This window comes from Mesobacillus sp. LC4, assembly GCF_053543455.1.
The window spans coordinates 601633-615366 of record NZ_JBGCUB010000002.1 but is presented as its reverse complement, the minus strand read 5'-3'; the positions used below and the strand labels follow the sequence as shown (position 1 = coordinate 615366).

At 39.6% G+C, this 13734-nt stretch carries 6 protein-coding genes, 1 pseudogene and 1 riboswitch; of the genes and pseudogenes, 1 reads left to right on the top strand and 6 read right to left on the bottom strand.

All coding sequences use genetic code 11. The annotated features are described in order from the left end of the window. Positions 1 to 6: 6 nt before the first annotated feature. The 3 genes from fliS to AB5I83_RS09325 are packed head-to-tail and all read right to left on the bottom strand — an operon-like array spanning position 7 to position 3179. Positions 7 to 435 (bottom strand): flagellar export chaperone FliS, encoded by a 429-nt coding sequence (gene fliS, locus AB5I83_RS09335; protein ID WP_448974767.1) that lies wholly within the window; start codon positions 433 to 435, stop codon positions 7 to 9. Positions 436 to 486: 51 nt separating this feature from the next. After that, complete coding sequence (locus tag AB5I83_RS09330; protein ID WP_448974765.1) at positions 487 to 783, bottom strand: EscU/YscU/HrcU family type III secretion system export apparatus switch protein; 297 nt, start codon at positions 781 to 783, stop codon at positions 487 to 489. Then, on the bottom strand, positions 780 to 3179 hold the full coding sequence (locus tag AB5I83_RS09325) for a hypothetical protein (RefSeq protein WP_448974763.1): 2400 nt from the start codon (positions 3177 to 3179) through the stop codon (positions 780 to 782). Before AB5I83_RS09325 ends, AB5I83_RS09330 begins: the two co-directional genes overlap by 4 nt. A gap of 178 nt (positions 3180 to 3357) precedes the next feature. Here AB5I83_RS09325 and AB5I83_RS09320 point away from each other — a divergent pair, with 178 nt between their 5' ends. Further along, complete coding sequence (locus AB5I83_RS09320; RefSeq protein WP_448974761.1) at positions 3358 to 4164, top strand: hypothetical protein; 807 nt, start codon at positions 3358 to 3360, stop codon at positions 4162 to 4164. 42 nt (positions 4165 to 4206) lie between these two features. On the opposite strand, the gene AB5I83_RS09315 is transcribed toward AB5I83_RS09320, so the two are convergent. The 3 genes and pseudogenes from AB5I83_RS09315 to AB5I83_RS09305 all read right to left on the bottom strand — a co-directional run. Beyond that, positions 4207 to 8442, bottom strand: a complete 4236-nt coding sequence (locus AB5I83_RS09315; RefSeq protein ID WP_448974759.1) for an OmpL47-type beta-barrel domain-containing protein — start codon at positions 8440 to 8442, stop codon at positions 4207 to 4209. A 75-nt stretch (positions 8443 to 8517) separates the two neighbouring features. Further along, positions 8518 to 8602, bottom strand: a riboswitch (cyclic di-GMP riboswitch). A gap of 127 nt (positions 8603 to 8729) precedes the next feature. Further along, entirely contained in the window at positions 8730 to 13367 is a 4638-nt protein-coding gene (locus AB5I83_RS09310; protein WP_448974757.1) for a hypothetical protein, read from the bottom strand. Between the two features lie 223 nt (positions 13368 to 13590). Continuing rightward, positions 13591 to 13704, bottom strand: a pseudogene (locus tag AB5I83_RS09305) (flagellin); the annotation flags it as partial. Between the last annotated feature and the right edge of the window lie 30 nt (positions 13705 to 13734).

Below are 13734 nucleotides of genomic sequence, written 5' to 3'. Positions count from 1 at the left end.
TCTCTCTTAATTTTGGACTCTCATGATGCTGTTTTCATAGGCAGTCACTTTTCTTACTGTGCTTGACTGGGATACATTCACTTTCTTTTTCAAAACATCGTTCCATGCCTGTGCGATTGGCTGGATCAAATTAATCATTTCTTTTAGAAGGGATGTGTCCTTCCTCAAATTCGCCTGGACAATCTGATCGGCCATGTAGTTGTATAGCATATCGAGCTGCTGGCCGATTGGACCAGCTTCATACTTCAACCCGACTCCAAGCCTATGTAAAATATCATTTGTCCGCTGCAGTTTGGCATTTGCCTGCACATAGGACTTCTCATTGATCAGCTCAATTGCCTGTTCCAGGTTATCGATAATTCCTTCATAAAGGAGAGCCGTTAATTCCTGGGGGCTTTTCTTGAAGATGACGTCTTTTGTCAGTGCCTCCATCATATACCTCCGTAAATGGTAACTACTGAATTTATCGGCAATACCCGCCGAAGTTTAATAGTTTTTTTCTAATTCTTCCAGCAAAATGAAAATCTCAGCGACAACTCCATACAGTTGTGGCGGAACAGAATCTCCAAGGTCGATATCAAGCAGGTCCTGCAGCAGAGAAGAATCTTCCTGGAGGTGTACATTGTTCTTCTTTGCAAGTTCAATGATTTTCTCAGCCACCTGCCCGCTGCCCTGGGCCACGATCGTCGGCGATTTCCCTTGCTCTTCATCGTATTTAATGACAGCCGCAGAAGGCCCGTTCGTCACTCTGCGATTGATCTGGTTAAAATAAAGATTATTCATATCGAGAAATCATACCCTTTCTCTGTAAAAGCAGGGGTTATACTTTGTTTCTCTTCCTCAGTTGTGTCGCTGTGGTTCTCAGAGAGCTTCTTTGATTTCAAGGCCTCGAGTTTATAGCCAATTTCCTGTAGGCGTTCTGCAGACACCTCAGTTAAAGGCACCAATTTTTGCTGTAGTCCGTCCTTATTGCTGTTAAAAGTGATCGAGATATTGCGATTCTGGGCCGTTACCAGGATACCTACCTCACCGAGTTTCTTCGTTTCAAGGACAAAATAAAGGCTGCAATTCTCCCAATCAATTTTCTCTCCCGATTTCTGTGAGTTGATGAATACCTTGATATTCTCCATTTTTTGATTCAGGAGGAAAGGCATTTGCATGAACAGGTTCTGCATTCCTGAAGGATCCTGTTTATTCAGCAGCTGCTGGCCAGTCAGGTTAGAGAGAGCCTGTTCAGCTTTCGCCTGCCCTTCGCCTTCCTGGCTCATTTTGATCAGCAGAGATTTTAAGTTAGGACTCAGTTCATCGCGTTCCCCTTTTGAACCGAAAACCAGGTTGTTTGCCGCATCATTTTCATGAGTCAGACCCAATCGTTTCAGTGATTCAAACACCTGGCGAGACGAATAATCCTGGTCAGGCATCGGCCTGACTGCCTGCTTGATCCCGTAGGCCAGCTGCTCATCCAGCGTTGGCGCTGACTTTAAGAAGCTTTGTTCACTGACAAAATTCTGGACTCTTGTGGTCGAAGGCTTAAAAATAATTTGGTCGAGAACCTTTTTGACCTCTTTGACAATCTGGCTTGCCTGGGTGAAATCACCTTTTGCCAGGAGGTTCCTCGCTTCATTTAAACGCGAGCTTGCGTTCAGCATCTTTTTCTCCGTGAGCATATCGGTATAAAGCATGAAATTGCTTTTTAGTATCGCATTGTCGAGCTTGTTTATGGTGGTATCAAGCATCTGCCTGGCAGTTGCTTTGCTGCCGCTTTGATCAATCATGTTCGAGACATTGTCCAAATTTCTCGTGATGTCCTGTTTGATCTTTTTAAAATCGATCGCCATCTGCGAGAGCTTTTTGGATATTTCCGTCACCAAAATGGCTTTTGACTGGAGTCCCAATGTTTGCAATGACTCATTGATGGCGTACTGTTCAGCATCTGTAAGTGCAAGCGGGTCGGCACTTTTTTGTAAAAACGGGTGCTGTTTCTCAAGCTGGCTGACTGCTTCTGCCATCACTTTGCGGGCTGCAAGTTCCCGGCCCTGTTCTGAAAGGAGCTGTGCTTTTTCAAAAGAAGACTTTAATTGTGCTAGATCGGTTGAGTCTTCAAAACTCTCAATAGCCTTCCCAACCGTTTTCAGCATCTTTTCAACAGCAGATTCTTTTTGAGCATCTTTTAAAATAGAGTGCAGTTTTAAAAGTTCCTGGCCTGTTTGATCTATTTCTGATTCGAGAACGTCCGCCAGGCTGGCAAGGGATTGAGCGAGCCTTGCAGCGGATATTTGCTGCAGCTTCTGGCCATCTGTCACTAATTGCGCTGCTTTGGCCGGTTCGCTCTCTTTCGCCAGTAGTATGCGTTCTGATCCCGCATCATGAATTTGCAGTGCCTTTAGGATTTCCTGTTTTAGCGATTGGATTGCCGGTGTGTTTCCGGTGCTTGCAACTAACTTTTTAATTTCAGCAGAAGAAACGGTTCCATCGTTAATCTGCCGGAGTACTTGTTCAATTTTTTGTGTTGAAGGGGTAGAAGAGTTGCTGCTAACAGACTGTCTTTCGGGAACTCCCTTTGTTACTTCTTGCTTCGGTACATGCTGCGGCACATCGAATTTAATTTCTCTGCCAGCGGTAAGTTCCTGCAACGCATCCTTCAATGCAGGTCCATGCATCGCTGAGTGGATGGATTTTAAATGCTCTGTGGTCACAGGCAAATTCTTTTGTGCAATCACTTTTATCGTTTCTATTTTTTCCTGAACTGAACCAGGTGCTTCATTCATGAATTTCTGTAAAACTTGAAGGCTATCTTTCGTTAACGGGATAGACTTCGCATCAAGAATTTTTACCGCATTCTTCAACTCTATGTTTTTAGCTGGATCGATTCCGGTCCTGGACAGACGGGCATCGATGGACTGTGATTCCGGTGCTTTAACAGGTGCTGGAGGAGCAGATGCCTGTCTCAAAACAACCTTCCCTTTCTCTGGCATGCTGACAACTTCAGCAAGCATGCGGTCAGAAGCAGGAACAGGGCCTTCAAATTGAGCTTTATATTCCTGACCCTTCAGAAGCACCGTCGCCTCATTGGCCCCCGACCTCTCCTTGATCATCACAGGGGTAACATCCCCAGACTTAACCTGATTCTGGCTCTCATTAATCTGTCTTGAAACCGAATGATTTGTTACCTGCATCATCTCAACACACTCCGAACATATAAATCTACTCTTTGTATCGGCTTGCGTGGTATTTTTTGAATGAGGTTTTTTGACTAGATTGCTGGGAATGTTTGCAATCTTTTGATCCAGTCAGGAAGGAAAGGGTAAGAATCTGAAGAATAATAAAAGGTAAAATGAATTAATGGAGTGTAGCCAAGTGGTTAATCGTAATTATGGGAAATATCCTGTCCCAGACACATTAAAAAATCTGATTAGTTTGCAAAAGGAACTTGAACAATCAGGCATGCTTCCTTACGGGGATTTATTAGGTTTGTACTTTTCAATAGACGAAATTGACCAGCGTTATTTGAACACACCAATCGATTTAATTTCATTTGCCCGTCCGGGATCGGATGGCATCCACTTTGGCTTCCTAACTGATTTTGGAATGGCGGCAGACTTAGAAGACGCATATATTGTCCGCGTGTCACCAATGGATTTTGATGACCCTGTAAAAATCGTCGCCAGGAACTTAAATGATTTTTTAAAGCTTTTATACTCTTATCCTGCCTCTTTGGAAGTACTGGATATGAATACGGCAGAAGAAGATTTTAAAAGATTCGAAGAGGATGCTGAGGAATATCAAGTATCCCAGGAAGTAAGGGACATTTTTAAAGATTCGTTCAATTTGGAGCCTACCGGGGATTTACTTACTTACTTTCAAAGGTTGAAAGAGGCACGAGCGGAAGAGACTTTCCTTGAAACTGATGACGGAATAGGAATTGTCAATACGATTTCCGGCAACGGCAGCCATCCGGTGATGGAAGTGAGCAGAGATCGAGATTTAAAACTAGAGCAGGTTGAGGAATTTTTCAAGACAGCTACTCCGGAAGCAAGATTAAGATTCCTTCGCGACGCCCAATCATTTGGGTTGATTTTTGATGACAGAAATCTCAAGATATATTTACGAGAACAGATGAACCTAAATGATGAAGCTTTCAGGATCATGTATCCTGAAGACTAAAAGAAAGGCTCCTCATTCCGAGGAGCCTTTGCTGTTACCTGTTTATTTTACATCGACAAGAGTCGAACCTATCACAAGGTAACCATTATCAAGATATGCTCTGAATTCCAATTCTACTTTACCTGGCTTCCAGTCAAAATCCTCACGCTCGAATTTGAAATGACCTTTATCCGCTTGTTTAAACAAGCCGTTATTATCAACCTTAGGAGCCACTCCATTTAATGTCGCTGTTGGAACATCGAATGAAGAACCCGCAAATTCACGTGGGAGGTTCGCCTTTACAGTGAAGATGCCTTTATTGCCTTTAATGACTTTTGGCAGAACCTCTAGAGTTGCCGGGATGTAAACAACGAGTTCTTTTTTAACCGTAGTAATCCAGCCCGCATGGTCAGTTACTGTAATGTTTAGTTTGTAAACACCTGGCTGGTCAAGAGTCAGTTTATCGCCATTTTTGTAGGCAACACCGTTGATGGTCACTTCTTCACTTGCAATGCCTGAATGTCCGTCGGCAGCAGTATACGAAATGGCGAACTCTGAACCAAGCTTATACTCTTCCTGCACATCCACAGAAATCGTTGGTGCTGTTTTATCGATTTTAACCTGAGTTTTATTAACTTCTTCTTTATTGCCAGCTTTGTCGATGCTGTAATATTCAACCTCAATAATGCCTTCTTCAGATACCTCGAAGCTTGCACCTTCAATGAACTCTGAGCCATTGATTGAATAATATGTTTTGTCTACTTTGCTTAAGTTGTCATCCGCATTCAATACAACCTCAAAGCTTGTGTTGTACCAAATATCTGAAACATTATCTGAAGTCACAGGTGCTTCACTGTCAATTTTAACAGTGTCAGTTTGAGTTTGTTCAATGTTGCCTGCTTTGTCTACACTGTAATAGAAAACTTCGTAAATACCGTCTGCTTCAAGCGAGATTTCTGTTCCTTCAGTGAAATTCTCACCATCTAATGAATAGTAAGTTGCCTTAACTCCACTTAAATCATCAGTTGCAGTCAGCACGACTTTCATCTCACTCTGATACCACTCATCATCGAAATTAGAAGTTGTCACCGGTGCCTGGTTGTCCATTTTTACAAGTTCTGTTTTCACTTCTTCTACATTTCCAGCATTGTCGACACTATAGTAAGAAATTTCATATTTCCCTTTTTCCTTGATCATTAGGGAATTACCTTCAATGAAACCCGAACCGTTGACGGAGTAGTAAGTTGCCTCAACACCGCTTAGATTATCTGTTGCAGATAATTCAACTTCAACACGATCCTTATACCATTTCTCTTCAAGGTTGGAAACTGTAACAGGAGCCTGATTGTCTACATTTACTTTTTCTGTTTTAATTCCTTCTTCGTTTCCGGCAATATCAATGCTGTAATAGGAAACCTCATAATTTCCATCATCAGGGAACACTACACTTGTGCCTTCCGTGAATTCTTCACCATTAATAGAATAATAGGTTTTGGAAACTCCGCTCAACTCATCAATGGCTTTAAGACTAACTTTAAAACCTCCACTTACCCAACCTTCTTCAATATTAGATGTAGTAAGGGGTGCCTGACTGTCGATTTTAACCGTTTCTGTCTTAACTTCCTCTTCATTGCCCGCGTTGTCTACACTATAATAGGCAACATTATGAAGCCCATCACCTGAAATAGAGAATTCTGTTCCTTCTACAAATTCTAACCCGTTTATAGAATAGAAGGTTTGTGAAACTCCACTTAGATTATCAGTTGCAGATAATTTAACAGCAACGCTTTCTTGATTCCATTTTTCTTCAATATCTGAAACAGTAACTGGCGGCGCTTCATCTATTGTAAATACAATTGTTTGAACCTCTTCTTCGTTTCCGGCTATATCCACACTATAGAAGGAAACTTTTCTATCACCTTGAGCTAATTCAATAGTTGTACTTTCAGTAAACTCCGATCCGTTAATCGAATAATAGGTAGTTTTCACTCCACTAAAATTATCAACTGCAGATAAATTTAGTACTTTTGCTTCTTTATACGTACCGCTCTCTAAATCTGCAGATGTTACCGGAGCTGTTTTGTCTACTTTCACTGTTTCTGTTTTAACCTGCTCAACATTCCCTGCCTTATCTGTGCTATAAAAAGAAACCTGGTGGGTGCCTTCTTGTGAAATAGAAGCAGAAGAACCTTCGGCAAAAGATGCATTGTTAACAGAATAATAGGTTTTGTTCACACCGCTCTTTTCATCTTCCGCAGTTAATTGAAGGCTAAAATTAGATTTAACCCATTCAGAAGGAATATTAGATGTTGTAACTGGCGGGATTTTATCCAATTGAATTTCTACTTGAACCACATTGGAGTAATTTGACTCTCCAAATCGATCGTGATTTGCTGTTACAACATAACTATGTGTACCATCATCAATATTAAATATTGCTAAAGACGTTTTATCTGTTTTTCCAATAAACTCAGCATTTCCGTCTTTCATTTCATAAACATTAAATGATGTTATGCCATTAATCACATTCCATGTCAATGTTGCAGTTTGTCCAACTAATGATTTAAGTTTTAATACCGGTATTTCCACTTCCGGGAAAACGAGTGTTAAGCTAGTTTGACCTAGTTCTACCGATTCCCCAAAACGGTCGCTGTAGGATGAAACCTCGTAAGAATATTCGCCCTCAGGCATATTCCTCAAGGTAAGAGATGTAGAACCTATGACTGTATCTACTAAAGTTCTTTGATCTCCAATAACTTGATAAATGTAATAACCAGTTGCAAATTCAGATGCTGCCCAGCTAACATTGATGTCATTACCATTTCTCACAGTATTTTTTACCTGAGTCGGCGCTTGCATGATTGGATGTACTAATTGGTGAGAAATATTTGATGATATAGGTGACTCCCCAAAGCGATCGCTAAGAGATTGCACCTCATAATCATAAGAACCTTCAGGTAGGTTTTTAAAGGTATAACTTGTACCATCTGTAGTTTGAATAAGTTCTTTTTCTCCACTAATAACTTGATAAATATTATACCCTGTAGCAAATTCTGAACCATTCCAAGTTAAACGGATGTCATTTCCGTTTAGAATCCTAACAGTTAAGTTTTCTGGCGGGGCCATTACAGGATGCATAAGTTGATAGGTCAAATCAGAGACAGACTCAGATTCCCCGAATCGGTCACTGTAAGAAGTTACCTCAAACTCATACAATCCTTCAACCATGTTTCTGAACGTATACCCAGTGCTGGAACCTTCAATAGGCTTTACCAATATTTTTTGGTTATCAATAATTTGATAAATATTATAACCAGCTGCAAATTCTGATTCTTCCCAGGTTAGACGAAGATCATTGCCATTTAAAACTTTTAAAGACAGATTTTCTGGTGCCTGCATAGTCGGATGCTTTAAAGTGTATGAAAGATTAGATGCCTCTGCAGACTCACCAAATCTATCGCTGTTTGAAGTCACTTCATATTCATAGTTACCTTCCGGAAGATTTCTGAATGTATAAGAGGTGCCATCCATTGTTCGTTCTAGCACTCTTTTTCCGTCTATTTTTTGGTAAACATTATATTCTGAAGCATATTCTGATTCGTTCCAACTTAAACGAAGGTCATTTCCATTTAAAACTTTGAATATCAAGTCACCCGGTGGCTGCATTTCTGGATGAATCAATTCATAAGTAAGCTGAGAAGGTGTGATTGACTCACCAAATAAGGGATGCGCAGATGTAACTTCAAAGTTATATTTCCCTTCTGATAACTTCCTAACTGTGTAACTTGTATAGGAACTATCTAGAGTTTTAACACGTTCCCTAACCCCATCTGTCACTAGATAAATATTATACTCCGACGCATTAGGGGCAGACGACCAACTTAAACGAAGATCATTTCCGTTTAACACTTTAACAGTTAACTCATCAGGTGATTGCAACTCTGGATAAGTTATATTTACACTCACACTGTCTATGATAGTTGATTCAGAAGTACCCTTAACTGCGGTCACAGCGTAAGTATAACTCCCCTCTGGTACATTTCGTATGTAAGCTGAGGTTGTTACACGCTCATCAATCATTTCCCATTGATCACTATTCAGTTCGTATACTCTATAAGCATTTACCCCAGAGATTGCGTCCCAAGTTATCCGAACGTTAGCCGGAGAATATTCGACAGCTTTGACATTCTGAGGCTGTGGGATAATTTCTTCAGCCAAAGGTTTTAACAACGGCATGACCATTTGAAGAACTAGTAAAATAGTCATAAATACAGAGATTCTTCTAGTTTGTTTGTTCATATTCATCCTCCTTTTCCGCGAAAAAGGCACAAAAAAATGCCTAAAGATATTTAGGCATACTTCCGCTAAATACCTTGTGGGAACCGGCTGCCATCCACATATGTGGTTCAGGCCCTTGGCTTTGCGTCTCATAGTTTCCTATGATTTGCCTTTTTCACTAGATATTTCATATATACTACTATTTTATTAGCAAACAAATAGAACGTCAATATTAACAAAGACTATTTTCCTATCAACCGGTTATTTCTACTAAGAAAGGAGTAACAAAGTAGTTACTCCTTTAAGATTTAAATAACAGTTAGAACAATAGTTGTTTTTAACGTTCCATTTTTTATTGTAATTGTAACACTCCCCGAACTTGCTGTAGTAGGTATCGTTATTAAACCGTTGGAGTCAATAATGGCCCTACTAGGAGTTGAAATACTATACGTTGTTCCCTGAGTCGAATGTGAAATATCCTTTTGAGCACCGTCGCCAAATATCCCAGTAACCACTAGTTGTTTGGTGGACCCTTTATTTACATAAGTAGACCCTGCATCGACATTAATTTTGGTAATTAACGTGCTCAAATCTTGTGCTACCGTTAAGATAAACTTCTGGTATACTGTACCATTTTTAATTGTAATCGTAACATCTCCATACGTGGCAGACACCGGTATAGTTATCTTTCCGTTTAGATCTATAACTGCACGACTTGGTGTTGAACTTGTGTACGTTGTTCCGGTCGAGCTTGAAGTTAAGTCTTTTGTTTCTCCATTTCCTAAAGTACCTGTTACCTTCAGCTGTATTTCTTCCCCTCGATATCCTCTTGTGGATGCTGAATCAACCTGGATATCCATTATTTTTCCGCTTAAATCTTCTTCCACTGTGACCACAATCGTCGTGGACAAGTCATCGTTCCTTACAGTAATGGTGGCAGGACCATAGGTTGCGCTTGTTGATATGGTAATCTTTCCATTAGAATCTACTACTGCACGACTTGGTGTTGAACTTGTGTACGTTGTTCCGGTCGAGCTTGAAGTTAAGTCTTTTGTCTCTCCATTTCCTAAAGTGCCTGTTACCTTCAGCTGTATTTCTTCCCCTCGATATCCACTTGTGGATACTGAATCAACCTGGATATCTGTTATTTTTCCGTTTAAATCTTCTTCCACAGTGATCACAATCGTCGTGGACAAATCACCGTTCCTTACTGTAATGGTGGCAGGCCCATAGGTTGCGCTTGTTGGTATGGTAATCTTTCCATTAGAATCTACTACTGCACGACTTGGTGTTGAACTTGTGTACGTTGTTCCGGTCAAGCTTGAAGTTAAGTCTTTTGTCTCTCCATTTCCTAAAGTGCCTGTTACCTTCAGCTGTATTTCTTCCCCTCGATATCCACTTGTGGATACTGAATCAACCTGGATATCTGTTATTTTTCCGTTTAAATCTTCTTCCACTGTGATCACAATCGTCGTGGACAAATCACCGTTCCTTACTGTAATGGTGGCAGGCCCATAGGTTGCGCTTGTTGGTATGGTAATTTTTCCATTAGAATCTACTACTGCACGGCTTGGTGTTGAACTTGTGTACGTTGTTCCGGTCGAGCTTGAAGTTAAGTCTTTTGTCTCTCCATTTCCTAAAGTGCCTGTTACCTTCAGCTGTATTTCTTCCCCTCGATATCCACTTGTGGATGCCGAATCCACCTGGATATCCATTAATTTTCCGCTTAAATTTTCTTCCACAGTGATCACAATTGTCGTGAACAAATCACCGTTTCTTACAATAATGGTGGCAGGCCCATAGGTTGCATTTGTTGGTATGGTAATCTTTCCATTAGAGTCTACTACCGCACGGCTTGGTGTTGAACTTGTGTACGTTGTTCCGTTCAAGCTTGAAGTTATGTCTTTTGTCTCTCCATTTCCTAAAGTGCCTGTTACCTTCAGCTGTATTTCTTCCCCTCGATATCCACTTGTGGATACTGAATGAACCTGGATATCTGTTATTTTTCCGCTTAAATCTTCTTCCACTGTGATCACAATCGTCGTGGACAAATCACCGTTCCTTACAGTAATGGTGGCAGGCCCATAGGTTGCGCTTGCTGGTATGGTAATTTTTCCATTAGAATCTACAACTGCACGGCTTGGTGTTGAACTTGTGTACGTTGTTCCTTCAGTTGATTCGGTAACATCCTTTGACATTCCATCGAAATATACTCCTCTAATAATTAACTGACTGACATCACCAATTTGAAAAAAATTATTAGGTATTTCAGCTTTTAATTCAACTAACTCATTAATGGGAATATCTTCTACGGTGACAATTACTGTTGTCCTTAAAGAACCATTGGTTATATTAATAGTCGCATTCCCTGGTGTTGCGGTAGCAGGTATGGAAATTAATCCAGTGGAATCTACAACCGCTCTGCTTGGGACCGAACTTCCATAAGTAGTCCCTTCTTTTGATGATGATATATCTCTTACTGCCCCATCTAAATATACTCCAGTTATTACAAGTTGAATTTTATCTTCTGCATTCACTGTATAACTATTTGATTCTGTTATTATGTCAGTAAGAATTTCACTTGGGTCTTCTTTCACAATAATTATAACCGTGGCTTCTATGGTACCATTCCTAATGGTAATAACAGCTTCACCATATGTAGCTGAGCCAGGAATGTTAATATTACCATTTTGATCCACTAAAACCCTACTCGGAGTTGAACTTACATATGTTGTTCCCGAATTGCTTGATTTCATATTTCTTTCTTCTCCGTCACTGAACCACCCTTTAACTGCTAATGATACAGTATCACCCCGATGTAATTCTTTAGTGGCAGGGGAAACTTCTAATTCCTTCAATACTGGACTGCTCACTATGATAGTGCTTTTAACAATTTTCCCATTATTCTTTGCTGTAATTATAACTTCACCATTTTGTGCTGATGCAGGTACAGTAACCAAACCACTTTCATTTACAATTGCTTTGCTGGAATCTGAGGATACGTATGTTGTTCCCTCTAAGCTATCGGTTACATCCTTGGATGAACCATCAGACATCGTTGCCCTGACCATTAATTGTATCGTTTCTCCTGCAGGTACTGCTCCTTCGGAAGGTGACATGGCAAGACTCTGAACGGTAGGCGGTCCAGTTACTGTGACAGCAGCTTTTGATTGTATTCCGTTATAGTTAATTGTAATTGTTGCCGTACCAGGGTTAGCTTCATGTGAAGCAAAAACCAAACCATTTTCACCAACACTTACACTCGAATTATCACTTACATATTTAATACCCGATGAACCTGAAGTGATTTCTTTTATAACACCATTTTCTGAAACCTCTACATAAAGTTGTTTCGATTGTCCTGGCGAAAAAGATAATGAAAATGGCTTTAAACTGAGAAACGACTCACTAATTTCTCCTGGTATCGTAATTTTCACACCATCTTCCACTGCTCCATTTTGTGCTTGAATATACACAAAACCTGGCTCTGCATCTGGAGATACAGTGATTAGCCCATTTTCATCAACTAGTACCTGCTCTGGATTAGTTGATAAGTAAGTTGTTCCAGCTAAGGAAGTCACATCACTTGAAGAACCATCCGTCATTTTTAGAACTGATTGAAGTTGAACAGATTCACCAGGCTCAATAATTAAATCTTTTGGAGATAATTCTAGACTAGACGGAGAAACAGGAGCAATCGTTATTAAGCCACGCACATTAAACGAATACTTACTCAGGTCCCATACACCATCATTCGCACCTATAGCAGACTGTCTAATATACCTTGTATTCTCTTTATTATCGATTAATCTAAAATAATTGATTTTCCACAGGCCTAGTTCATCAAATTTATCAATTTTTACAGTTCCTATATACTTGTCTGACTGCCTACTGAAATTCACACCAAACGTTCTGCCGCTTGGTTTGCTGAAGTTTGCATATACACTGCTTATTCCGGAAAGGCTGTCTACAATTTCAGCAGTATATTTCACTAATGCTTCTGTTTTAGAAAGTTGTACTACCTCAATAGCTAAGTCTTTAAAAATTGGTCCAATGAGGTCTGGAGTAGTTCCGCCTACTTCAAAGATGCAGCTACTAAAATCTCTTTTCTCATAATTGCTAGAACTGTATAAAGTAGAATCATAGATTGTTTTACTATTGTACTCTTTGTCATACATATAAACGTATTGAAGTTTCCATGTTCCTATTTCTTCAAAAGTATCAATATGTATTTTACCTTCAAATTTTTGAGATGTTTGATTATAGTAAAGGTACACATTTTGCGTTCTGCCACTCGGCTTTACAAATCTTGCAGAAACACTCGAAACTCCAGATTTATCATCTGTTACATCTGCGACAATTGTAGCAGATTCATTTGCCTTAACAGCAGTTTGATTTATAACCTCAATTTCATTCAAGACTGGTGGAGTGAAATCTTCTTTAGGCGGCTCAGGTGGTTTAGGTGTAACCCCACTTACATTAATGACATAAGGAGCATAATCAAATTTTTGAGTACTGGAATAACTACTATTAATATCATAGACGTAAGCCGAATTATCTTTATTATCATATAAAGAAATATAGTTTAGTTCCCATTCACCTGGATCATCATATTGTGAAAAGCTTACAGTAGCCTCATATTTATTTGTAGTTTGATTTAAATAAAATGTTAAGTACTTACTATTGTTGTTCGGGGAACGATAATATCCTGAGACTGATCTCACACCTGAAAGGTCATCAGTTACTTCTGCAATGAGTTTCACAGAATTTTCGGGTGTTGCTTCGTTGGCTGAAATCTCTAAGCTTTTAAGCTCAGGTGCTGTCGTGTCGGGCGTGGGCCCTTCGATGATAACATCTGTTGCATTGGCTAGAACAGGAGCAATCCAAAGTATAAAAATAAAGAAAACAATCATTGTTTTTTTTATAGTTTTCTTAGATAATAGCAACTTTTCTTCCTCCCTTTTACTAAGAGTTTTGAATGAATATCTATAATTAAAAAAACGACTGTTGAAACAGTTCCCTTTTATTTTGCAATTTTAAGACTGTACTTTTCAACTTGAGAAAAAATTACTTTTTGATCCTCTATCATTTTTGAGTCTAAAGACCCACTAAAAAACTACTAAAAAAGAGATCCGTTAGAAGGATCTCTTTTTTAAATTTTAATTAAGATTAACGTAATAATTGAAGAACTCCTTGCGGTTGCTGATTCGCTTGCGCTAACATAGCTTGAGATGCTTGAGCAAGAATTGAGTTTTTAGTTTGGTTCATCATTTCCTTCGCCATCGTGCGAACATTTACTTTCATAAATGACCA